The following is a 22,694-nucleotide window of genomic DNA, read 5'->3' on the forward strand; positions in this document are numbered from 1 at the left end:
TCTCCCTTTCTTCGCAAGTCAGGCGCAGCGGGTATAGCGCATCGCGTCGGGCGCGGCACCATCGCCATAATCGCGGCGAACGAGCGTCTTGCCGCCGTCGGCGAGGCCGAGCAGCATCAGCCGGTCCCACTGCTGCCCTTCGCCGCTGAATTTATAATCGGCGACGATGCGGTTTACATCGCGGTCGCGCACCCGCGCCAGATCGCCCGCCGATTCGAAGAAGCGCAGCGTCTTTGCGTCGATCACCAGCGCGGTCAGGTCGGTGCCGGGACGCGCGCCGCAATCCTCCGCCTTCAGCGCCCAGCGACCGCGGATGGCAACCGGAATCGCCTGCTCGCCGATACCGACCCCCGCTTCGGGTGCCTTCGGCGGGGCCACCGACGGATCGGCAACATAGGCGAGGTCGGCATCGCTGGCGCCGCCCGCGGCGGGCGCCGGTTGAGCAGGCGCGTTTTGCGAAGGCCCGGCCGGCGCATCGGCCGCCTGTTCCTCAGCGGCGGGTGCCTTGTCATCGGTGCCATCGGTGCCGTCGCTGCCGCCGCTGCACCCGGCAAGCAGCAGCAAGGGAGCGGAAAACAGCCAGCGCGTCATCATTCGATCTCCTGCACGGCGCCAGCGACCGGCCGGCGCCCCAACAGGAAATGCCCGATGACGGGGGCCGGTTTCATCGCCAGCGCGCCGTCAGCCCATGGTCGGGATGACGAAGGCGTTGCCGCCGTCAGGCGACCCATCGGGCCAGCGCGCGGTCACGGTCTTGACCTTGGTCCAGAATTTGACCCCCTCCATGCCGTGCTGGTTGGTATCGCCGAACGCCGAGCGCTTCCAGCCGCCGAAGGTGTGATAGGCGACGGGCACCGGAATCGGCACGTTGATGCCGACCATGCCGACATTGACGCGCGCGGCAAATTCGCGCGCGGCGTGGCCGTTGCGCGTGAAGATGGCGACGCCGTTGCCATACTGATGCCTCGACGGCAGTTCGAGCGCGGTTTCGAAATCGGGCGCGCGGACGATCTGCAGCACCGGGCCGAAGATTTCTTCCTTGTAGCTTTCCATCTCGGGGGTGACATGGTCGAACAGCGTCGGGCCGACGAAGAAGCCCTTTTCATGCCCCTGCAAGGTAAAGCCGCGCCCGTCGACGACCAGCTCGGCGCCTTCGTCGGCACATTTCGCGATCCAGCCTTCGACCTTTTCCTTGTGCGCCTGCGTCACCACGGGGCCGTAATGCGCGTCGGGATCGGTCGATACGCCGACGCGCAGCGCCTCGATCGCCGGGACCAGCTTGTCGCGCAGTCGCTGCGCCGTATCCTCGCCCACCGGGACGACGACGGGCAGCGCCATGCAGCGTTCGCCCGCCGAGCCGAAGGCGGCGCCGGTCAGGTCGCTGACCACCTGGTCCAGATCGGCGTCGGGCATGACGATGCCGTGATTCTTCGCGCCGCCCATCGCCTGCACCCGCTTGCCCGCGCGCACGCCGCGTTCATAGACATAATGGGCGATGTCCGACGAGCCGACGAAGCTGACCGCGGCGATGTCGGGATGATCGAGGATGGCATCGACCATTTCCTTGTCACCGTGGACGACCTGGAAAATCCCCTCGGGCATTCCGGCTTCGAGGAACAGTTCGGCCAGGCGGACGGGAACCGACGGGTCGCGTTCGCTGGGCTTCAGGATGAAGGCATTGCCGACCGCGGTGGCGACCGCGCCCATCCACAACGGAATCATCGCGGGAAAGTTGAACGGCGTGATGCCGACGCCGATGCCGAGCGGCTGGCGCATCGAATAGACGTCGATGCCGGGGCCGGCGCCCTGCGTATATTCGCCCTTCAGCACATGCGGGATGCCGCAACAGAATTCGACGACCTCCAGCCCGCGCTGGATGTCGCCCTTGGCATCGGCGATCACCTTGCCATGTTCGGCCGAGAGCATCTGAGCAAGCTCGTCCATATTGGCCTCTACCAGCCGCTTATATTCGAACATCACCCGCGCGCGGCGCTGGGGATTCACTGCGGCCCAGGCCGGCTGCGCCGCCTTGGCCGCCGCGACCGCGCGATCGAGGAGCGCCTTGTCGCCAAGCGCCACCTGCGCCTGAACGCCGCCATTGTTCGGATCGAGCACGTCGCCGAGCCGTCCCGTATTGCCGCCGGCACCGCCGACGATGTGATGATCGATCTGTCGCATGAGGGTCGAGTCTCCCGTTTCTGACGTGTCGCAGCCACAAACCAAAACCAGCGCGATTGCAAGGGATAGACTTGCAGCCATATCCTGCATATTTGCAGCATATGGATTGGGACAGCCTGCAATATTTCCAGATGGTTGCGCGTCATGGCACGCTGGCGCGAGCCGGCCAGGCGCTCCACGTCGACGCCACGACGGTCAGCCGCCGCATCAGTGCACTGGAAAGCGCCTTGCAGCAGACGCTGTTCGAACGCGCGCCGACGGGTTTCGTTCTGACCGCCGCCGGTCGGGCGCTCGTTCCGCATGCCGAAGCGATGGCGGCAGCGGCCGCGCGCATCCATTCGGCAGGCGATGGCGGCACGGCGCTTTCGGGGCAATTGCGGATCAGCGTCTCCGAAGGTTTTGGGGGCAGCTTCATCGCGCCGCGCCTCGCCGCCTTCGTCGCGGCGCACCCCGAGCTCGAGATCGACCTTGTCGCTTCGTCGGGTTTCCTCAACCCCTCGCGGCGCGAGGCCGATATGGCGGTGCTGCTCGCGCGGCCCCGCAAGGGCCCGCTGATCACGCGCAAGCTCGCGGACTACAGCCTCGGCCTCTACGCCCCCGCCGACCGCCGCGACTGGCATCGGGCGGTCGAAGCGGCGCCCCTCTCGCGTACCGGTATTCCCGTCGTCGGCTATGTCCCCGACATCCTCTATGCCCCCGAACTCGACTATCTGGGCGAGATCGAACCGGGGTTGCGCGCTGGCATCCGATCCTCTTCGATCCTCGCGCAGCGGCGGATGATCGCGGGCGGTGCCGGAGTCGGCGTCCTGCCCTGCTTCCTTGCTGCGGGTGACCCCGCGCTCGTCCGCGTCCGCCGCGACCAGACGATCGCGCGCGCCTTCTGGCTGGCGCTGCATCGCGACATCGCGCCGCAGCCGCGGATTCGCGCCTTCATCGACTGGCTCGACGCCGAAGTGCAGGCCGCACGCACGCTGTTCGTCCCCGAGCCAGGAAAATTGTCGTAATTTGTCGCAATGCAGCCTCGGGGCTTGCATGGTGCGGCGCAATAGGTTGAATAGGCGCCCTTCCCCCCGCCCTCCCCGGCGGTTTCGACACGAGACAACAGACTATGCTGCACAAGAAGCCGCTGCTCCTTGCCGGAGCGCTGTGCGCGATGACGCTTTCGCTGGGCGCCTGTTCGGGCAAGGACGACAAGGGCGGCAACCGCGCCGCGCAGGTCGGCTTTGTCGTGGTGCGCGAGGAGGCCGTGCCGATCACCACCGCGCTCGGCGGCCGCACCGTCGCCTTCGGGACGAGCGAAGTCCGGCCGCAGGTAAACGGCATTGTCCGCCAGCGCCTGTTTACCGAGGGCGGGACGGTGCGCGCCGGCCAGCCGCTGTTCCAGATCGACGCGAGCCTTTACAAGGCGGCGGTCGATCAGGCCGCGGCCAATCTGGCGAGCGCCCGCGCGAGCGCGCAGGCGGCCGAGGAAAAGGCCAAGCGCTTCGAGCCGCTCGCCAAGATGCAGGCGGTGGCCGAACAAGATTATACCGACGCGCTGGCACAGGCGCGCGTCGCGCGCGCCGCCGTCGCGCAGAGCGCCGCATCGCTCGAAACTGCGCGGATCAACCTGCGCTATTCGACGATCACCGCGCCGATCGGGGGCCATATCGGCCGCTCGCTCGTTACTCCCGGCGCGCTCGTCAGCGCCAGCCAGGCGACGCCGCTCGCGGTGATCCAGCGCACCGACCCCATGTATGTCGACATCCAGCAATCGGCCGCCGACATGACGCGCCTGCGCCAGTCGCTTGCCAGCGGCGGGGTGACCGCCGGCAGCACGAGCGTGCGGCTGAAGCTGGAGGACGGCAGCGATTACGGCCTGTCCGGCACCGTGCAGTTTTCCGAAGTGACGGTGAACGAAGCGACGGGGACGGTGACGCTGCGCGCGCGCTTCCCCAACCCCTCGGGCCTGCTGATGCCCGGCATGTTCGTGACCGCGCTGTTCGACCAGGCGGTGAACCCCGCGGCAATGCTGGTGCCGCAGGCCGCGGTGCAGCGCGATTTCGACGGATCGGCTTTCGTCTATTTGGTCGGCAACGACAATAAGGCCGAACGGCGCAAGGTCGACGCGGACCGCACGGTCGGCGCGAACTGGGTCGTCACCGGCGGGCTGAAACCGGGCGACCGGGTCATCACGCAGGGTGTCGGCAACCTGAAGCAGGGATCGGCGATCAAGCCAGTGCCCGCGACCAGTCCGCAGCGGGTGGGGGCGCCCGCGGGGAAGAGCGCCGACAAGAGCGCCGCGACGAAAGGACAATAACGCCCCATGTCGCGCATTTTCATCGATCGGCCGATCTTCGCCTGGGTGCTGGCGATCGTCGTCATGCTCGGCGGGCTCGGCGCGCTGTTTTCGCTGCCGATCGAACAATATCCCGACATCGCGCCGACGCAGGTCAATATCCGCGCCAGCTATCCCGGCGCCTCCGCCGAGACGATCGAGAACAGCGTCACGCAGGTGCTCGAGCAACAGCTCACCGGTATCGACGGCCTGCTCTATTTCAGCTCGCAGTCGAGTTCGCGCGGGCAGGCGACGATTACTGCCATCTTCGCCAAGGGCACCGATCCCGACATCGCGCAGGTGCAGGTGCAGAACAAGATCGCCTCCGCCATCTCGCGCCTGCCGCAACAGGTGCAGAGTCAGGGCGTGCGCGTCACCAAGTCCAATTCGGATTCGCTGCTGCTCGTCGGCGTCTATGACACCACCGACACGCGATCGAACCAGGATGTGTCCGACTATCTGTCGTCGAACGTGCAGGATCCGCTGTCGCGCGTCGAAGGCGTAGGCGACGTCAATGTCTATGGCTCGCCGCATGCGATGCGCATCTGGCTGAACCCGCAGCGGCTCGCCGCGGTGTCGCTGATGCCCGGCGACGTCGTCACCGCGATCACCGCGCAGAACAGCGAGGTCGCGGCGGGCGAGGTCGGCGGCACCCCGGCGCCCGAGGGACAGATGCTGAATGCGACCGTAACCGCCCAGTCGCGGTTGCAGACGCCCGAAGAGTTCGAGAATATCGTGCTCAAGACGCTGCCCGACGGGTCGACCGTAAGGATCAGAGACGTCGCGCGGGTCGAGGTCGGCGCCGAAAATTACGGCACCATCGTGCGCATCAACGGCCATCCGGGCGCGGGCATCTCGATCTCGCTGTCGCCCGGCTCCGACGCGCTGGAAACCGCCGACCGGGTCAAGACGCGCGTTGCCGAACTGGCGCAGGATTTCCCCGACGGCCTGACCTATGCCTATGCCAACGACGCCACCGCCTTCATCAAGCTGTCGGTGAACGAAGTGCAGAAATCGCTGTTCGAGGCGATCCTGCTTGTCGTGCTGGTGATGTTCGTCTTTCTGCAAAGCTGGCGCGCGGTGCTGATCCCGGCGATCGCTGTGCCGGTCGTGCTGCTTGGCACCTTCGGCGTCTTCTATATCGCCGGTTTCACGATCAACACGCTCACCCTGTTCGGCCTGACGCTCGCGATCGGCCTGCTCGTCGACGACGCGATCGTGGTGGTCGAGAATGTCGAGCGGCTGATGGAAGAGAATCCCGGCATGTCGGCGCGCGAGGCGACGATCCAGTCGATGAAGGAATTGCAGGTCGCCTTGATCGCGATCGCGATGGTGCTGTCGGCGGTGTTTCTGCCGATGGCCTTTTTCGGCGGATCGACGGGCGTCATCTATCGTCAGTTCTCGATCACCATCGTGTCGGCGATGGCTCTGTCGGTACTCGTCGCGCTGATCCTCAGCCCGGCGCTGACCTCGACCCTGCTGAAGCCGCGCAGCCATGGCGGGGACGAGGATCGGCCGCACCGTTTCCCGCGCGTGCACGCCGCGATGATCCGCGCCCGCGACGGCTTCAACACGCGGTTCGACCGCACGGTTCGCGGCTATGTCGGCAGCGTGACCCGCGTCGTCGATCGCAAATGGCTGTTCCTTGGCATTTACGCCATCATTCTGGTGCTGCTGGTGCTGATGTTCGTGCGCCTGCCGACCGGCTTTCTTCCCAATGAGGATCAGGGCCGCGTTTCGGTGCAGTTCCGCTTGCCCGCGGGCGCGACGCAGGAACGCACGCTCGCAGTGCGCGACAGCGTCGAAAAATATCTGCTGAGCCAGGAAAAGGCCAATGTCGGCGCGCTCTTCCTCGTCGCGGGCGGCGGCGGGGGCGGTGCTACCGGCCAGAATACCGGCCAGGGCTTTTTGAATCTCGTCCACTGGGACGACCGTCCCGGCAAGGAAAACACCGCCGACGCGATCGCCGACCGGACGCGCAAGGCGCTGTCGGGCCTGCGCGACGCGCAGGTCTTCGCCCTCGTTCCCGGCGCGGTGCGGGGTCTTGGCGATTCGTCGGGCTTTACGATGGAGTTCCAGAACCGCAGCGGGATGAGCCGCGCCGAATTCGTCGCGGCGCGCGACCGGCTGCTCGACATGGCCAATGCCAATCCCAAGCTCACCTCGGTTCGGCTCAGCGATCTTCCCGATGTCGCGACGTTGAAGGTCGATATCGATACGCAGCGGCTGACCGCCTATGGCCTCAGCAACGGCGATGTGAACAACACGCTGGCGACCGCCTGGGGCGGCCGCTACGTCAACGACTTCATCGACAAGGGCCGCGTCAAGCGCGTCTATGTCCAGGGCGACGCCCCCTATCGCGCGAAGCCCGACGATATCGGGCAATGGTATGTCCGATCGTCCGATGGCGAGATGTCGCCCTTCTCGGCCTTTTCGAGCATCGGCTGGTCAACCACCCCGGCAAGCACGTCGCGCTTTCAGGGCGTCCCGGCGTTCGAAATTTCGGGGCAGGCAGCCGCCGGCGTCAGTTCGGGCGAGGCGATGGATGAGATGGAGCGGATGGCGGCCGAAATTCCCGGCACCAGCGTCGCCTGGGCGGGCGCGTCCTATCAGGAACGCCTGTCATCGGGGCAGGCGCCCCTGCTCTATGGCCTGTCGCTGCTCGTCGTCTTCCTCTGCCTTGCCGCGCTTTACGAAAGCTGGTCGATCCCGCTTGCGGTGCTGCTCATCATTCCGCTCGGGCTGGTCGGCGCGGTTTTCGCGGTGACGCTGCGCGGGCTGGAAAACGACGTCTATCTGCAGATCGGGTTGCTGACGACGATGGGACTGGCGGCGAAGAATGCGATCCTGATGATCGAGTTCGCCGAACAGGAGGAACGCAAGGGTCGCCGCGTTATCGAGGCAGCGGTCGAGGCGGCGCGCATCCGTTTGCGTCCGATCCTGATGACCAGCTTTGCCTTCATCTTCGGCGTCCTGCCGCTCGCCATTGCGACCGGTGCGGGGGCCAACAGCCGCGTCGCGATCGGCACGTCGGTGATCGGCGGCATGCTGACCGCCGCGCTGCTCGCCATTTTCTTCATTCCGCTCTTCTTCGTGCTCGTCCGCCGCGGCGTGCGCGACGGGCTTGCCGCGCTGCGCCAGCGCTTCGGCAAAAAGGACGGCGACGCGGAGGTGACGGCATGAAACGCGCGCCCTTCCTGATGATCGCAGCGCCGCTGATGCTCGCGGGCTGTTCGCTTGCGCCGAAGACGGCGTTACCGCCGCCCCCGGTACCGCAAGGCTGGCCGGTCGGCGACGCCTATCTGATCCAGAGCGAGGCGGCGCTGCCGATCCTGTCCTACAAACAATTGTTTACCGACGCGCGGCTCCAGTCGCTCGTCGAACAGGCGCTCGCGAACAATCGCGACCTGCGCACCGCCTATGCCAATCTGGCGGCGGCGCGCGCGCAGGTGCGGGTCAGCCGGGCGGCGCAATTCCCGGCGATTGGCGTCAGCGCGAGCGGCGACTATGCCGACCGCGGCGGCACCGGCGGCTCCGGCGGCGCGGGCAGTAGTTTCGCGCTTCAAGGCGGGGTCACCGCCTTCGAACTCGACCTGTTCGGGCGCCTCGCCAATGCGAATGCCGCCGACCGCGACCGCGCGCTGGCGACCGAGGCCGCGTCGCGCACCGTGCGGCTGAGCCTGATCGCCGATCTCGCCAATGCCTGGGCCGCCTATGGCGCCGACCGCGACCTGCTCGCCATTGCGCAGGAAACCGCGACCAATGCGCGCGAAAATGTCCGGCTGACGAAGGCGCGGCTCGACGGCGGCGTCGCGCCGCGCACCGACCTCAGGCAAGCCGAACAGATATTGGCGACCGCCGAGGACGCGATCGCGCAGCAGCAGACTGCGATCGCGCAGGACGAAAATCTGATCCGCCTGCTCGTCGGCGGCGATGTCGATCCGGCGCTGTTCCCCGCCAGCCTGGCCGAGGTGACGCCCGCGGTTGCGGCGCCCCCGGCCGGGATGCGGTCGGAAATCCTGTTGCGGCGGCCCGACGTGATCCAGGCCGAATATCTGCTGCGCGCCGCCAATGCCGATATCGGCGTCGCGCGCGCGCGGTTGTTCCCGACGATTTCGCTGACCGGCCTGCTGGGCTTTGCCAGCGACGCGCTGTCGAGCCTGTTCGACAAGGGTTCCTTCGCCTGGTCGGCGGGCGGCGATGCCAGCGCCTCGATCTTCGATTTCGGTGGCCGCCGCGCCGGGGTGGCGGTGAGCGAGGCGCAGCGCGATGCCGCGCTTGCCAGCTATGAAGGCGCGATCCAGACCGCCTTTCGCGAAGTCGCCGACGCGCTCGCGGTGCAAGGGACGATCGCCGAGCGGGTCCGCGCCGCCGCCGCCAACACCGAAGCCGCAGCCGACACGGCGAGACTCAGCGATGCGCGCTACAAGGGCGGGGTCGACAGTTTCCTCGCCAGCCTCGACGCGCAGCGCAGCCTCTATGCCGCGCGGCGCAGCGAAATCGCGACAGGCCTGCTGCTCGTCCAGACCCGCATCGCCCTGTTCCGCGCGCTCGGCGGCGACAGCAGCGCGGGGTCCGCGGCGCCTTAGAGCGCAATCAAGACGCGAATCCCGACTCCGCTTGACAACCCCATCCGCTCGCGCGCTAATAGAACAAATCAGGAACATTATGCGCGAGTCGTCTTCCTCTCTCGCCGCGCTGCGCCAACGCGTCGCCCGGCTCGCCGATAGCGGCGCCCCGTCCGGCGGGGGCGATGGCGGCTGGCTGGCGAGTGGCCATGCGGATTTCGATGCGGCGATCGGCGGCGGGTTGGCGATCGGCAAGACGCATGAATTTTTCGCAGCCAACGCGCTCGATGCGACGAGCGCCGCGGCCTTTGCCGCGTTGCTCGCGCTGCGTACGCCCGGCGCGGCGCCGCTGCTGTGGCTGCGCACCGCCGATGCCGCACGGCGCGCGGGGCATATCTATGCGCCTGGCATCGCCGAGCTTGGCGGCGACCCCGACCGGCTGCTGCTCGTCGAAACCGCCGACCCCAAAATGCTCCTCGCCTGCGCCAATGACGCGGTGCGGTGCGGCGGCTCGGCGGCGGTGATCGTCGAAAGCTGGGGAGCGTGGCCCGCGCTCGACCTGACCGCGGGGCGGCGGCTGGCACTCGGCGCACGCGATGCGGGGACCGTGCTCCTGATGCTGCGACTCAATACGCTTCCCGCTCCCAGCGTGGCGGAAACGCGCTGGACGGTCGCCGCCGCGCCCTCGACGGCGCTCGAGGCCGATGCGCCGGGCGCGCCGGGCTTCACCCTCGACCTGATACGCTGGCGCGGCGGCCCCGCGGGCGCCCGCTGGCAGATGGAATGGAATCGCGATGAGCAAGTCTTCCGGGGGGCGGCGCTATCTGGCGCTCTTCTTCCCGTGGCTCCCGGCCGAACGGCTGTGCCGCGCCGCGCCGCCGCCTGACGCTCCGATCGTCTTTGCCGAAAAGCAGCGCGGGGCACTCCGTCTTGCGAGCGTCGATCCGCACGCCGCGGCGCTGGGGCTCGGCCCCGGCATGCCGCTCGCCGATGCCCGCGCGCAGGTCGGCGACCTTGCCGTCGTGCCGCACGATCCCGTCGCCGATGCCGCCTGGCTCGACCGGCTCGCGCAGGGCTGCGCGCGCTACACGCCGCTCGTCGCGCTCGATGCCCCCGACGGGCTGATCCTCGACATCGCGGGCGCGGCGCATCTGTTCGGCGGCGAAGCAGAACTTGTCGCCGATGTCGAAGAGCGCATGGACCGGCTGGGGATGACGCTGCGCAGCGCGCTTGCCGGCACCGCCGATGCGGCGCGCGCGCTCGCCCGCTACCAGGCGCTCCCCGCCCCCGACGAGGCGGCGGCGGTGCGCCGCCTGCCCGTCGCGGCGCTGGGGCTGGAGGCGGAGGCGACGACCGCGCTCGTCCGCGCGGGGCTCAAGACGATCGGCGATCTTTCGGGCCGCCCGGTCGCCGCGATCGCCGCGCGCTTCGGGGCCGAGGCGGCGAACGCGCTGCGCCGGTTGCTCGGCGATGCACCGAGCCCGCTCGACCCGCGCATCCGGCCCCCGCCGATCGTCGTCGAGCGCCGTTTCGCCGAACCGCTAGGCAGCAGCGCCCATGCCGCTGCTGTGCTCGCCGAGCTTGCCGCCGAGGCCGCCGTCGCGCTCGGCGAACGCGGCAAGGGCGGGCGCCATTTTCGCGCGACCTTCTTTCGCAGCGACGGGCTGGCGCGCAGCATCGCAATCGAAACCGGCCAGCCGACGCGCGACGCCGATCTGGTCATGCGTCTGTTCGCCGAACGGATCGACAGCCTGCGCGATCCGATCGACCCCGGTTTCGGTTTCGACATGATCCGCCTCGCCGTGCCGCGGATCGAGGCGCTGGGTGCCGGCCAGCTCAGGCTCGAGGGCGGCGCGGCGAACACCGCGCCGGGCGCCGCCGCCGTCGACGAACTCGCCGACCGGCTGGCGACCCGGCTCGGGCGCGGGCGCGTCCGGCGGCTGCGCAGCGCCGATACCCATATCCCCGAACAGGCGCAGCTTGCCTTGCCCGCGGTCGAGGCGCCGCCGCCGACGCCCTGGACCGCGACCGAGCCGGGCGAACCGCCGCTGCGCCCCTTTCACCTGTTCGACCCGCCGCAGCCGATCGAAGTGATCGCTGAAGTCCCCGACGGCCCGCCGCAGCGCTTCCGCTGGCGCCGCACGCTCCATGCGGTACGCCGCTTCGAAGGCCCCGAACGCATCGCGGCCGAATGGTGGCGCCGCCGCGACAATGCCGGGCTGACGCGCGACTATTACCGCGTCGAGGATGCGCAGGGTCGCCGTTACTGGCTGTTCCGCCACGGCCTCTACGATGAAAAGCCCGACCCGCGCTGGTATATCCATGGGGTCTTTGCATGAGCGCGCCTTGTCCCGACGCCGATCCCGGTTTCGCCGAGCTGGTCGCTGCGACCAACTACAGCTTCCTGCGCGGCGCCTCGCACCCCGCCGAAATGGTCGCGCGCGCGCTCGAACTCGGCATGACGGGCATCGGCATCGCCGACCGCAACAGCGTCGCGGGGGTGGTGCGGGCCTGGGCCTTCCTGAAAGAGCTGCAGGCCAAGCAGCCGGAGGCGGTAGCGGGATTCCGGCTGGTCGTCGGCGCCCGGCTCGCATTCGCCGACGGCACCCCTGACATTGTCGCCTATCCGGTCAGCCGCCATGGCTGGGGCCGCCTGACGCGCCTGTTGTCGACCGGCAATCTGCGCGCGCAGAAGGGCGACTGCATCCTTCACCTCGAAGATCTGCTCGCCTATTGCGACGATCTGTTGCTGATCGCGACGGAGGGCGACGAGACCCTGCTGCGCCAGCTCAAGCACGCACGTCCCAAATCGCTCTGGCTCGCCGCGACCATGCCCCGGGGAGGTGCCGACGCGCGGCGGCTGGCGCGACTGCACCGTCTGGCGGCGGCGGTGAACGTCCCGCTGCTCGCAACCTGCGATGCGCTTTACGCAACCCCCGCACAGCGCCCGCTCCACGACATCGTCACTTGTATCCGCGAGGGCACGACACTGCACAGGGCAGGCCGGCGTCTCCACGCCAATGGCGAACGCCATCTAAAAGCGCCGGCCGAGATGCGCCGGCTGTTCGCGGCCTGTCGGGGAGCGGTCGAGCAAAGCGCGCGGCTGCTCGACCGTATCGGCTTCGCGCTCGACGAACTGCGCTACGAATATCCGCACGAACCGGTGCCGCCGGGATGGAAGCCCTTCAACTATCTGCACCATCTGGTGAAGACGGCGGCCGAGGCGCGCTACGGCACGCCCTTGTCGGCGAAAGTCCGCAAGCTGATCGGCAACGAACTGCGGCTGATCCGGCGGCGGAATTATGTCTATTATTTCCTCACCGTCCACGACCTCGTCCGTTTCGCGCGCGGCCAGAAGCCACCGATCCTCTGCCAGGGGCGCGGATCGGCGGCCAATTCGATCGTCTGTTTCCTGCTCGGCGTCACCTCGGTCGATCCGATGCAGCACGACCTGCTCTTCTCGCGCTTCGTCTCGGCCGAGCGCGACGAGCCACCCGACATCGACGTCGATTTCGAGCATGAGCGGCGCGAGGAAGTGATCCAATATATCTACCGCCGCTACACGCGCGACCGCGCCGCGATTGCCGCAACCGTCATCCATTATCGCCCGCGCAGCACGATCCGCGAGGTCGGCAAGGCGCTGGGCCTCAGCGAGGATGTCACCGCGCGGCTCGCCGATACGAGCTGGGGCAGCTGGGGCGACGAGGTGCCGGTCGAGCGGCTGGCCGAAGCCGGACTCAACCCCCATAATGGCGAGATCGAGCGATTGCACCGTTTCGTCGGCGAATTGCTGAAGGCGCCGCGTCACCTGTCGCAGCATGTCGGCGGCTTCGTGCTGACCCAAGGGCGGCTCGACGAACTGGTGCCGATCCACAATGCCGCAATGGAGGACCGTACCTTCATCGAATGGGACAAGGACGATATCGACGCACTCGGCCTGATGAAGGTCGATGTCCTCGCGCTCGGCATGCTGACCTGCATCCGCAAATGCTTCGACCTGATGCGGGCGCACGGGCTGGGCGACCATACGCTGGAGGTCGACATCGATTGCGGCGACGAGGCCGTCTATGAAATGCTCCAGCGCGGCGACAGCATCGGGGTGTTTCAGGTCGAGAGCCGCGCCCAGATCAACATGCTGCCGCGCCTGAAACCCAGGATATTCTATGACCTTGTCGTGCAGGTCGCGATCGTCCGGCCGGGCCCGATCGAGGGCGACATGGTCCACCCCTATCTGCGCCGGCGATGCGGCGAGGAGCCAGTTGAATTCCCCGAGCCTGCCCCGCCGCACCCGCCCGACGAACTGCACGACGTGCTCGGCAAGACTTTCGGCGTGCCGCTGTTCCAGGAACAGGCGATGAAGCTGGCGATGGTGGCCGCCGATTTCACGCCCGACGAGGCCAATGGCCTGCGCCGCGCGATGGCGACCTTTCGCAACGTCGGGACGATCGAGAATTTCCGGGACAAAATGATCGGCGGCATGGTGCGGCGCGGCTACACGCAGGATTTCGCCGAACGCTGTTTCAAGCAGATCGAGGGTTTTGGCAGCTATGGCTTCCCCGAAAGCCATGCGCAGTCCTTTGCGCGGCTTGTTTATGTCTCGTCATGGATCAAGCATTACCACCCCGCCGTCTTCACCTGCGGCTTGCTCAATTCGCAGCCGATGGGTTTTTATGCGCCGGCGCAGCTTGTCCGCGATGCGCGCGAGCATGGCGTCGAGGTGCGCGCGGTCGACGTCAATTCCAGCGATTGGGACAGCAGCCTTGAACCCCGCGCCGACGGCAGCCTCGCGCTGCGGCTCGGCTTTCGGCAGGTGGACGGGTTTCGCCAGGAGTGGTCGAAGCTGATCGCCGACGCGCGGAATGCCGCGCCCTTCGCGTCGGTCGAGGAACTCGCGCGCCGCGCGAACCTGCCTCCGCGGGCGTTGCGCCTGCTCGCCGATGCGGATGCATGCCGGTCGATGGGACTCGATCGGCGCCCCGCGCTATGGGACGCGCGGCGCGTCCGTCAGGGGGTGTTGCCGCTGTTCGGTGCGGCGGGCGCCGACGAACTGGGCACCGAAGACGATGCACGCCTGCCGCCGATCCCTCCGGTCGAACAGGTGCTGACCGATTATCAGACGACGCGCCTGTCGCTGAAGGGCCATCCGATGGCCTTTCTGCGTCCCGCCTTCGCGCGCGAAGGCGTGCTGAGCGCGGGCGAAGTTGCGGGGGCAAAGAACGGGTCGATCGTTTGCACCGCGGGGGTCGTGCTGATCCGCCAGCGGCCGGGCAAGGGCAATGCGATCTTCATCACCATTGAGGATGAGGGCGGGATCGTGAACATCCTGCTATGGGCGCGCCATTTCGAACGCTATCGCCGCGCCGTCATGGCGTCGCGGCTGATGCTGGCCGAAGGCGAGGTGCAGCGCAGCAAGGAGGGCGTCATCCACCTGATGGCGACCCGCATCGTCGATCGCACCGCGATGCTCGACGCACTGGGCAGCGATCGCGGCTTCGATCCCGACTTGTGCCGGGCCGACGAGGTCAAGCACCCGCAAATGCCGCGCGACCGCGCGCCGGGCGCGCGGCACGGCCATCCCCGCAATGTCCGCATCCTGCCCAAGTCACGCGATTTTCATTGAAGCGGGGAGGCCTCCGCCCCGTACGCAAAAAGATGCCCCGGCTGTGGGGAGCCGGGGCATCCGATCAGGCTATTAAAGGGACCAACCAAATATAGCCTGAGATGTTTGCGATGTTCCGCGCTTAGCGCAGCAGGTTCATCACACCCTGGGCGCTCTGGTTCGCCTGGGCGAGCATCGCGGTCGAAGCCTGCGACAGGATCTGCGCCGCCGCCAGCTTCGTCGATTCAGCCGAGAAGTCGGCATCTTCGATCCGCGAGCGCGATTCGTCCAGATTGGTGACACGCGACGTCAAATTATCGACAGCCGCTTCAAGACGGTTCTGCTGCGCACCGAGGTTGGCGCGTTCGCCGGCGACCGTGGTGATCGCGGTGTCGAGCGTCGCCAGTGCACCGGTCGCGCCGGAAGCCGTGGCAACCGAAAGCGCGTTGACGCCCAGCGTCGTCGCATCAAGCTTGCCGATCGTGATGTTCACGTTTTCACCGGTGTTGATGCCAGTCTGGATATCGAAGCCTGCGGTGACGCTGCCGTCGAGCAGTTTGTTGCCGTTGAACGTCGTCTGGCCGACGATGTCGCCGATCTGCGAGATAAGTGCGGTAACTTCCTTCTGCACCAGACCGCGGTCGGCATCGCTGAGAGTGCCGGTCGAAGCCTGCATCGCCAGGTCGCGCATACGAACCAGGATGTCCGAAACGCTGCCCGCAGCGCTGTCGGCGGTCTGCGCCAGCGAAATGCCGTCGTTGGCATTGCGGATCGCCTGGGTGAAGCCGCGCGAAGCAGCCTGCATGCGAGTTGCGACGGCGAGGCCGGCGGCGTCGTCCTTGGCGCTGTTGATGCGCTTGCCGCTCGACAGACGTTCCATAGCCTGCGACTGCATGCGATTGGCAACACGCGAGCTGTTCTGGGCGCGAAGCGCGCTCACATTGGTGTTGATGACAGTCATAATGTTCCTTTCCGGCCCCTTGGCCATTCCCGTGGTGTGAGGGCTCAGCGAGCGGTCACGAAAGCTGTAACGGCGGCGGCGGCGGCGGATTAAGCCGGCGCGTCAAAAAAACGCCGCGGAGCGCAGGCGGCGATAGGATCACTCTATCAAATAGCTGTTTTTCAACGAAAATAATTTTTGGCACGAGCTTTGCATTACTCTTTGTGCGTGCGGCGAACCGCCGCGCACCAGGACGGATGAAAGCTTATGAGCACGATTGACCAGAGCCGACTGCTGCAAATGCGCAGTTCGATTCTCAATCAGAACCAGGCGCTGCAGCGCGCCGCCGGCGGCGCGGCTGCGGGCGGCGCCGCGGGTGCCGGTGCGGCACCCGATTTCGGATCGGCGATCGCCAGCGCATTGCAGCAGGTCAATACCCAGCAGGCGAAGGCGAGCGACCTCAGCGAAGCCTATGAACGCGGCGACACGCACGACATCGTCAGCGTGATGATCGAACGCCAGAAGGCCTCGCTCGGCTTCGAAACCACGTTGCAGGTCCGCAACAAGCTGCTGTCCGCCTATCGCGACATCATGAACATGCCGGTGTAATCCATGGCCGAAGCTCAACTCCTCGCCCCCGTTGCCGATACGAACCGGCTGCCCCTTCCTGCGATGGGCGGCCGCTTTGCGCCGGTCCAGCAGTTCGTCCGCCAGCCCGCCGTCCAGCGCGCGCTGCCTGCGATCGCCACGACGACCGCGATCGGCCTGGCCGCGCTCGCCTATTTCATGACCCAGTCGGCGCCGCAGGCGCAGCTTTTCGCGGGGCTCGACGACAGCGACAAGGCCGCCGTCGCCGATGCGCTCCAGTCGCAGGGGATCGGCCACACCATCGATCCGACGACCGGCGCACTGACCGTCGATGCCGACAAGCTGTATCAGGCGCGCATCGCGCTCGCCGGGCAGGGATTGCCCAAGGCGCAGCCTAGCGGCGACAGCCTGATCGCCTCGCTCCCGATGGGGTCGAGCCGCGCGATCGAAGGCGAAACGCTGCGCTCGGCGCGCGAAGCCGACCTGTCGCGTACGATCGAGACGATCGACGCGGTCAAGACCGCGCGCGTCCACATCGCCGCCGCCGAACCCAGCCTGTTCGTCCGCGACGACAAGCCCGCAACCGCGTCGGTGATGCTGACGTTGCAGAACGGCCGCAACCTCAGCGACGCGCAGGTTCAGGGGATCCGTTTCCTCGTCGCCTCCTCGGTTCCCGGCATGAACGCCGACGAGGTCCAAGTGATCGACCAGCGCGGCGCGCTGCTCTCCGACGGCGCCAGCAGCGGCGACATGAAGAGCTTCCAGCTCCAGATGCAGATGGAGGATCGCTTCCGCCGCGCGCTCGAAACGCTGCTCGGTCCGATGCTCGGCTCGGGCAATTATTCGGTCGAAGTTCACGCCGACGTCGACATGTCGGAAAGCCAGGCGACGCGCGAAAGCTTCCCCGAGAACGACCGCGCGCTGAGGACCGAACAGGTGAGCCGGGTCGTCAGCGGCCAGAGCACGCCGCCCGCCGTGGGCATCCCCGGCGCGCTGTCGAACCAGCCGCCGCAGGCGACTACGGTGACGAACAATGCCCCCGCGCCGACGCCCGCCGGCGCGCCGACCACCGACACGCAGAGCAACGAAAATTCCGCCCGCGCCTATGAGGTCGGCCGAGAAATCTCTGTCACGCACCAGCCGCAGGGTCGCCTGAAGCGCCTGTCGATCGCCGTCGCGCTGAACCAGGGCCAGAAGGCGCTGACCCAGGCCGACCTCGCCAAGATCGAGGGGCTGGTGAAAGGCGCGGTCGGATACGATCAGACGCGCGGCGACGTCGTCGCGATCAGCCAGCGTCCCTTTGCGAAGGTCGACGATGTCGCACCCGCCTTCTATGACCAGCCGTGGTTCATGCCGCTCGCCAAGCAGATCGGCGCCGTGCTCGCCGCGCTGCTCGCCTTTCTGTTCATCGGCCGTCCGATGATCAAGTCGGCCAAGCAGCGCGCCGCCGCGCGCGCCGAACGCGATGCAGAAATCGAACAGTCGCTGCTCACCGCCACCGAAAACCGCGCCGCACTCGACGCGCCGCGCGGCGGCAGCGCAATCACGCTCGAGATGATCGAGGCCGCGCCAAGCTATGAAGCGCGCGCCAATCTGGTCCGCGCCTTCGTCCGCCAGGACTCGGCGCGCGCCGCGCTCGTCGTGCGCCAGCTGATGCAGGAGGGTGCCCATGGCTGACGACACCGACGTCGCCGGCGATATCGCACCCGCGGTCGGCCTGCGCCCCGCCATCGAAGGATCGGCCGCCGCCGCGATCCTGCTGATGCTGCTCGAGGAAGGCGACGCCGCCACGATCCTCAAGCATCTCGATCCCGATGAGGTGCGCCTGCTTGCCAAGGGCATGTTCGACGCCGCCAACGCCAGCGAAACGCAGATCGAACAGGCGCTCGACCAGTTCGTCGTGCGCAGCCGCGACGTCAGCGCGCTCGCCATCGGCGCCGAAACGCGTATCCGCACCGTCATCAATCAGGCGGTAGGCAATGTCCGCGCCGACAATATCCTGGCCGCCGTCGCGCCGCAGTCGAGCGCCGCGTCGCTCGAGATGCTGCGCTGGATGGATGTCGAGGCGATCAGCGCGCTGCTCGCCAGCGAACATCCGCAGGTCGGCGCGCTGATCCTGTCGGTGTTGATCCCCGACGTCGCCGCGCGCGCGATCGAAACGCTCGACGAGGTGCTGCAGGCCGATCTGGTGCTGCGCGCGGCGCAGCTCACCACCGTCCCCGCCGCCGCGATCGAGGATCTGGAATCGGTGCTCGCTTCCGCCAATGTCGGCGGCCAGCGCGTCGCCAAGCAGCCGATCGGCGGCCCGAGCGACGTCGCGAAGATCATGAAGAAAATGCCCAAGTCGCTGTCCGAACGCACGATCCGCGCGCTCAAGAAGCAGGACAAGCTGCTGGCACAGGCGATCGAGGAAGAGATGTTCATCTTCGAAAATCTGCGCGAGCTCGACAAGAAGAGCATCGGCACCGTGCTGCGCTCGGTCGATGCAGCGATCCTCGCGGTCGCGCTCAAGGGTACCGACGCCGACATGGTCGATCTGTGCCTGTCGACGATGTCGCAGCGCGCATCGGAAACGATCCGCGACGAAATGGCCGAAATGACGATGGTCAAGCGCACCGACGTCGACGAAGCGCAGAAGTCGATCATGCAGATCGTCCGCCAGATGGCAGCATCGGGCGAAATCATGCTCGCGGGCGGGGGCGACGATTATGTCTGATCTCGCGTCCGAATCGACCGTCGCCGCACTGGCGCATGCGATGGCGCGCGACGGCGGCTTTCGCCCGCTGCAGTTCGGCCAACCGCGCAGCGCTCCGCTAGCGCCGGCCCCCGAAGTGGCGGCCGAGCCAGCCGACGACCCCTTTTCGCGCGGGCTTGCCGAAGGCCAGCGCCTGGCCGAAGCCGCCTTTGCGGTCGAACGCCAGCAATTGCTCGCGATGGTCGCCGCCGCCGAAGCGCTGCAGGACGAACCCAGCGAGGAACTCGCGCAGCTGATCGCCGAAACGGTCGAGCGGCTCGTCCGCCAGATCGTCGAGGCGGCGCCGATCGAGGCCGACTGGCTGCGCGCGCAGGCCGAAACCGCCGCCGCGCTGGTCGCTGAAGCTGACAAGGCGCGCACCCTGTGGGTCAATCCCGCCGACGCAGTGCTCCTCGTCGACGCGCCGATCGCGCTGCCGATCGAAAGCGATCCGTCGATGGCGCGCGGCACCGTCCGTGTCGAAACCTCGGCCGGCTGGATCGAACATGGCCGCGCGGTCTACCTCGACGAGCTGCGTGCCGCACTCGGCGGCCAGGGCGGCGCCGCATGACGCGCCGCCTCGCCATGTCCGCCCGCCAGTTGCTCGACCCCGTCGACCTCAGTGACGCATCGCCGCGCCGCATCGGCACGCTCGTCGCGCACGAAGGCATCATGCTCGAAGTATCAGGCTTTCCCCAGCCGCTCGGCAGCAATGTCCGCATCAAGTCGGCGAACAACGAATATGTGAACGGCGAGGTCGTGGGCTTTCGCGGGCACCGCAGTCTCGTGCTGCCCTTCGACACCAACATGCCTCTCGTCACCGGCGCGCCGGTCGAACCGCATGGCGCGTCGAGCATGGTGACCGTCGGCAAGGCGCTGCTCGGCCGCATCATCGACGCGCAGGGCAATCCGCTCGACGGCCGCCCGCCGGTCAAGTCGCAGTTCCAGTGGCCGCTCGCCGGCCGCAAGGTCAATCCGCTGCGCCGCGGCCGGGTGACCAAACCGCTCAACATGGGCGTGCGCGCGATCAACGGCCTGCTCACCGTCGGGGAAGGCCAGCGCGTCGCGATCATCGCGGGGTCGGGCGTCGGCAAGTCAGTACTGATGGGCCAGATGATCGCGGGCACCGAATGCGACGTGATCGTCGTCGGCCTGATCGGCGAGCGCAGCCGCGAGGTCAGCGACTTCGTTGAGACCAAGCTGCCGCCCGCCGTCCGCAAGAAATCGGTGGTGGTCGCGGTTCCCGCCGACCATCCGCCGCTGCTTCGCCTGCGCGCCGCGATGCGCGCGACCGCGATCGCCGAAGCCTTTCGTCAGGACGGCAAGAAGGTGCTGCTGCTGATCGACAGCCTGACGCGTGTCGCGCACGCGCAGCGCGAGATAGGGCTGACGCTGGGCGAACCGCCGACGATGAAGGGCTATCCGCCCTCGACCTTCGCGCTTATCCCCTCGCTCGTCGAACGCGCCGGCAACGACCGCCTCACCGGCGGGTCGATCACCGCGCTCTATACCGTACTCGCCGATGGCGGCGACATCGAGGATCCGGTCGTCGATTCGGCGCGCGCGATCGTCGACGGGCATATCATCCTCTCGCGCCAGCTTGCCGAACAGGGGGTCTATCCCGCGATCGACATCGCCCGGTCGCTGTCGCGCACCATGGCCGATTCGGTCGATGCCGATCACGCCGCCGCCGCCGCGCGCTTCCGCCAGCTCTGGTCCGCCTATGAAGAGAATCGCGACCTGATGCTGATGGGCGCTTATGTCGCCGGCACCGATCCGGTGCTCGACACCGCCATCGCGCGGCGCGCCGACCAGCTTGCATTCGTTACCCAGCCCGCCGGCACCCAGGTCGATTTCCAGACCGCACGCCAGTCACTCATCGAAGGATATTCTGCATGACCGCCCGCACCGCACGCCGCAAACGTATCATTCGCGTGCGCACCGTCGAACATCAGATGGCGGAGGCCAATCTGGCGCGCGCCAATGGCGAGCTCGCGAGCCTCATCGAGCTGTCGCGCCGCCTCGAGGCGCTGCGCGCCGACCTCGCGGTCGCCCGCGGCGTCGTCGCGGGCCGCGCGCTCAATACGGTCGGCGAACTTGGCATGCGGCTCGACATGGCGAAGGAAAATCTTGCAACCCCGCTGGTCAACGCCAGCGCGCGCCGCGACGAAATGGGCGTGCTTGCGCAGAGCGCGCTGATGAAGGAAGAATCGGCGGTGCGCCTCTATGAACGCAGCCGCAAGTCGGCCGAAGTCGAGATGGAACGCCGCGCCGACGCTAACCGCCCGCACCGCCGCCGCACGATGAGCCTGCGCCTGGTCGAAGGCGGCCCGCAATGATGCCCGGCCTGCCCCAGAGCGCGAGCCAGCCCGGCTTCGCGGCCTTTCTGTCCAATATCGGCCAGGCGCCCGCCAGCGGCGCCAGCGAGGACGGCGGCTTCAGCCAGCTCCTCGCCGCGCTTCCCGGAGCCGCGACGATTGGCAAGACCGGCACGCCCGGCGCTGCGCCGACCGGCGATACTCAGGCGACGGCGACGGCCGCGAGCGTGATCGCGCTCGCAGGCGCCGAAGCGGCGGGCGCGGTAGCGCCGACAGCGGATGCCCTGCCGCCTACGGCCACCAACCCCGACGGCACCACCGCGGCCGGGACGCCGCACGTCGTGACACCCGATTTCGCCGCCATCGTCGGCGGCAAAAAGCCCGCTACCGAGGCCAAGACGGCACCCGCCGCCGATACCGAAGCCGCGCCCGCGATCCCGGCCGACGACACGTCGCCCAAGGCCGCGCCCAAGCGCGGTGGCCCGGAGGTCCCGCAACCCGATGCGCAGGATGCCGCGGCACATGCCGCCAGCCTGCTCGCCGCCCTGACCGGCAAGCCCGCCAAGCCAGCCGTCGATCCGGCGAAGACCGGCACCGACGACGCCGATGCCGAAGCGACCGACGCCGCGCCTACGGCCGACGCTGCCGCGACGGCGAGAACGACGCCTCCCGCCGTGACCCTGCCTCTCAATCCGGCGCCTGCCGCCGCGAATGGCGTGGTGCCCGAAGCCTCCGCGCCGGTTGCCGACAAGCCCGCGAAGGCTGCCAAGCCTGTGCTGGCCCCGGCCGCGCCGCAAGGCCGCGACGCCCCCACCGCACCCGCGGTAACGCCTGCGAAGGCCGAGAGCGCCACCGCTACGCCGGCGCCCGCCGCCGAACCCGCGGCCAAGCCGATCCGTGCCGAAGGCGGCGCTTCCATGACCGTGCTGTTCAATCAGCCCGCCACGCCCGGCGCCACAAGCATCGGCGCCCCGGCACAAGCGGCGCCGCTCGCCGAACGCACGCTCGACTTGACGAGCGATGATCGCTGGATCGCGCAGCTCGCCGCCGATATCGCCGCGACCAAATCGGACAAGGGCGACCTCAGCTTCCGCCTGATGCCGCGCCACCTCGGCCGGCTCGACGTCGCGATGAAACTCGACGGCGACAGCGTGTCGATGAAGCTCGACACCCAGCATGAAAGCACCGCCGCGATCGTCGCCGCCGCACAGCCGCGACTGGTCGAGGATCTCCGCCAGCAGGGCGTCCGCGTTGCCGGCGCCGAAGTGACCTGCACCCCCGATCAGGCCGGGCGCCCGTCGCTTGCCCAGGGTCAGGGACAGGGCCAGAACCAGGGACGCGGCGCTGCGCCCGACGCGAGCCATTTGATCGAAACCGCCAATGATCGCGCCGACGCGCGCGACGACGACAGCGCCGCGAACCGCCGCGGCCGCTTTGCCTGATATCGAAAGG

At 68.0% G+C, this 22,694-nt stretch carries 17 protein-coding genes; 14 read left to right on the forward strand and 3 right to left on the reverse strand.

Annotated features, from left to right (window positions below):
- Positions 1-18 precede the first annotated feature (18 nt).
- Together ACT17R_RS06350 and ACT17R_RS06355 are read right to left on the reverse strand one after the other, a co-directional pair.
- On the reverse strand, positions 19-594 hold the full coding sequence (locus ACT17R_RS06350; protein ID WP_238929623.1) for a hypothetical protein: 576 nt from the start codon (positions 592-594) through the stop codon (positions 19-21).
- An 87-nt stretch (positions 595-681) separates the two neighbouring features.
- Positions 682-2,178, reverse strand: a complete 1,497-nt coding sequence (locus ACT17R_RS06355; protein ID WP_186402835.1) for a CoA-acylating methylmalonate-semialdehyde dehydrogenase — start codon at positions 2,176-2,178, stop codon at positions 682-684.
- A 101-nt stretch (positions 2,179-2,279) separates the two neighbouring features.
- Here ACT17R_RS06355 and ACT17R_RS06360 point away from each other — a divergent pair, with 101 nt between their 5' ends.
- The 7 genes from ACT17R_RS06360 (at position 2,280) to ACT17R_RS06390 (ending at position 14,683) form a co-directional block, all read left to right on the forward strand.
- On the forward strand, positions 2,280-3,182 hold the full coding sequence (locus tag ACT17R_RS06360) for a LysR family transcriptional regulator (protein ID WP_186402834.1): 903 nt from the start codon (positions 2,280-2,282) through the stop codon (positions 3,180-3,182).
- Positions 3,183-3,286: 104 nt separating this feature from the next.
- Positions 3,287-4,477: an efflux RND transporter periplasmic adaptor subunit gene (locus ACT17R_RS06365; RefSeq protein WP_444809154.1), complete on the forward strand. Its 1,191-nt coding sequence runs from the start codon at positions 3,287-3,289 to the stop codon at positions 4,475-4,477.
- A 6-nt stretch (positions 4,478-4,483) separates the two neighbouring features.
- Positions 4,484-7,678, forward strand: a complete 3,195-nt coding sequence (locus ACT17R_RS06370; protein WP_444809155.1) for an efflux RND transporter permease subunit — start codon at positions 4,484-4,486, stop codon at positions 7,676-7,678.
- Positions 7,675-9,084 (forward strand): efflux transporter outer membrane subunit, encoded by a 1,410-nt coding sequence (locus tag ACT17R_RS06375; RefSeq protein WP_062901642.1) that lies wholly within the window; start codon positions 7,675-7,677, stop codon positions 9,082-9,084. Before ACT17R_RS06370 ends, ACT17R_RS06375 begins: the two co-directional genes overlap by 4 nt.
- 79 nt (positions 9,085-9,163) lie before the next feature.
- Complete coding sequence (locus ACT17R_RS06380; RefSeq protein ID WP_234178474.1) at positions 9,164-9,949, forward strand: ImuA family protein; 786 nt, start codon at positions 9,164-9,166, stop codon at positions 9,947-9,949.
- Positions 9,858-11,402: a Y-family DNA polymerase gene (locus ACT17R_RS06385; protein WP_062901640.1), complete on the forward strand. Its 1,545-nt coding sequence runs from the start codon at positions 9,858-9,860 to the stop codon at positions 11,400-11,402. Before ACT17R_RS06380 ends, ACT17R_RS06385 begins: the two co-directional genes overlap by 92 nt.
- Positions 11,399-14,683, forward strand: coding sequence for an error-prone DNA polymerase (locus ACT17R_RS06390; RefSeq protein ID WP_444809156.1), 3,285 nt, complete (start codon positions 11,399-11,401; stop codon positions 14,681-14,683). The genes ACT17R_RS06385 and ACT17R_RS06390 overlap by 4 nt, the downstream gene beginning before the upstream one ends.
- A gap of 121 nt (positions 14,684-14,804) precedes the next feature.
- On the opposite strand, the gene ACT17R_RS06395 is transcribed toward ACT17R_RS06390, so the two are convergent.
- Positions 14,805-15,623, reverse strand: a complete 819-nt coding sequence (locus tag ACT17R_RS06395; protein WP_003041418.1) for a flagellin N-terminal helical domain-containing protein — start codon at positions 15,621-15,623, stop codon at positions 14,805-14,807.
- A gap of 246 nt (positions 15,624-15,869) precedes the next feature.
- On the opposite strand from ACT17R_RS06395, the gene fliE reads away from it, so the two are divergent.
- From fliE to ACT17R_RS06430, 7 genes are read left to right on the forward strand one after another with little or no spacing between them, the layout of a single operon-like run.
- The gene (gene fliE / locus ACT17R_RS06400; protein WP_003041419.1) at positions 15,870-16,211 is read left to right on the forward strand and encodes a flagellar hook-basal body complex protein FliE; all 342 of its coding nucleotides are present in this window, start codon (positions 15,870-15,872) and stop codon (positions 16,209-16,211) included.
- 3 nt (positions 16,212-16,214) lie between these two features.
- Complete coding sequence (gene fliF, locus ACT17R_RS06405) at positions 16,215-17,867, forward strand: flagellar basal-body MS-ring/collar protein FliF (protein ID WP_263587812.1); 1,653 nt, start codon at positions 16,215-16,217, stop codon at positions 17,865-17,867.
- On the forward strand, positions 17,860-18,906 hold the full coding sequence (locus ACT17R_RS06410) for a flagellar motor switch protein FliG (RefSeq protein WP_263587813.1): 1,047 nt from the start codon (positions 17,860-17,862) through the stop codon (positions 18,904-18,906). Before fliF ends, ACT17R_RS06410 begins: the two co-directional genes overlap by 8 nt.
- Positions 18,899-19,495: a FliH/SctL family protein gene (locus ACT17R_RS06415; RefSeq protein ID WP_062901636.1), complete on the forward strand. Its 597-nt coding sequence runs from the start codon at positions 18,899-18,901 to the stop codon at positions 19,493-19,495. Before ACT17R_RS06410 ends, ACT17R_RS06415 begins: the two co-directional genes overlap by 8 nt.
- Complete coding sequence (locus ACT17R_RS06420; RefSeq protein ID WP_062901635.1) at positions 19,492-20,823, forward strand: FliI/YscN family ATPase; 1,332 nt, start codon at positions 19,492-19,494, stop codon at positions 20,821-20,823. Before ACT17R_RS06415 ends, ACT17R_RS06420 begins: the two co-directional genes overlap by 4 nt.
- A complete protein-coding gene (locus ACT17R_RS06425) occupies positions 20,820-21,263 on the forward strand; it encodes a hypothetical protein (protein ID WP_263587814.1) in 444 nt (147 codons plus the stop codon). Before ACT17R_RS06420 ends, ACT17R_RS06425 begins: the two co-directional genes overlap by 4 nt.
- Entirely contained in the window at positions 21,260-22,684 is a 1,425-nt protein-coding gene (locus ACT17R_RS06430) for a flagellar hook-length control protein FliK (protein ID WP_444809157.1), read from the forward strand. Before ACT17R_RS06425 ends, ACT17R_RS06430 begins: the two co-directional genes overlap by 4 nt.
- Positions 22,685-22,694: the final 10 nt, after the last annotated feature.

The sequence above is a fragment of the Sphingopyxis sp. Q841 genome (genome assembly GCF_052384365.1).
Classification (GTDB): Bacteria; Pseudomonadota; Alphaproteobacteria; order Sphingomonadales; family Sphingomonadaceae; genus Sphingopyxis; species Sphingopyxis terrae_A.

Coding starts and splice junctions, on each gene's coding strand:
- ACT17R_RS06395 (WP_003041418.1), bottom strand. CDS start 15,623: ATGACTGTCATCAACACCAATGTGAGCGCGCTTCGCGCCCAGAACAGC.
- ACT17R_RS06385 (WP_062901640.1), top strand. CDS start 9,858: ATGAGCAAGTCTTCCGGGGGGCGGCGCTATCTGGCGCTCTTCTTCCCG.
- ACT17R_RS06365 (WP_444809154.1), top strand. CDS start 3,287: ATGCTGCACAAGAAGCCGCTGCTCCTTGCCGGAGCGCTGTGCGCGATG.
- ACT17R_RS06355 (WP_186402835.1), bottom strand. CDS start 2,178: ATGCGACAGATCGATCATCACATCGTCGGCGGTGCCGGCGGCAATACG.
- ACT17R_RS06350 (WP_238929623.1), bottom strand. CDS start 594: ATGATGACGCGCTGGCTGTTTTCCGCTCCCTTGCTGCTGCTTGCCGGG.
- fliF (WP_263587812.1), top strand. CDS start 16,215: ATGGCCGAAGCTCAACTCCTCGCCCCCGTTGCCGATACGAACCGGCTG.
- ACT17R_RS06375 (WP_062901642.1), top strand. CDS start 7,675: ATGAAACGCGCGCCCTTCCTGATGATCGCAGCGCCGCTGATGCTCGCG.
- ACT17R_RS06410 (WP_263587813.1), top strand. CDS start 17,860: ATGGCTGACGACACCGACGTCGCCGGCGATATCGCACCCGCGGTCGGC.
- ACT17R_RS06370 (WP_444809155.1), top strand. CDS start 4,484: ATGTCGCGCATTTTCATCGATCGGCCGATCTTCGCCTGGGTGCTGGCG.
- ACT17R_RS06390 (WP_444809156.1), top strand. CDS start 11,399: ATGAGCGCGCCTTGTCCCGACGCCGATCCCGGTTTCGCCGAGCTGGTC.
- ACT17R_RS06430 (WP_444809157.1), top strand. CDS start 21,260: ATGATGCCCGGCCTGCCCCAGAGCGCGAGCCAGCCCGGCTTCGCGGCC.
- ACT17R_RS06420 (WP_062901635.1), top strand. CDS start 19,492: ATGACGCGCCGCCTCGCCATGTCCGCCCGCCAGTTGCTCGACCCCGTC.
- fliE (WP_003041419.1), top strand. CDS start 15,870: ATGAGCACGATTGACCAGAGCCGACTGCTGCAAATGCGCAGTTCGATT.
- ACT17R_RS06360 (WP_186402834.1), top strand. CDS start 2,280: ATGGATTGGGACAGCCTGCAATATTTCCAGATGGTTGCGCGTCATGGC.
- ACT17R_RS06425 (WP_263587814.1), top strand. CDS start 20,820: ATGACCGCCCGCACCGCACGCCGCAAACGTATCATTCGCGTGCGCACC.
- ACT17R_RS06415 (WP_062901636.1), top strand. CDS start 18,899: ATGTCTGATCTCGCGTCCGAATCGACCGTCGCCGCACTGGCGCATGCG.
- ACT17R_RS06380 (WP_234178474.1), top strand. CDS start 9,164: ATGCGCGAGTCGTCTTCCTCTCTCGCCGCGCTGCGCCAACGCGTCGCC.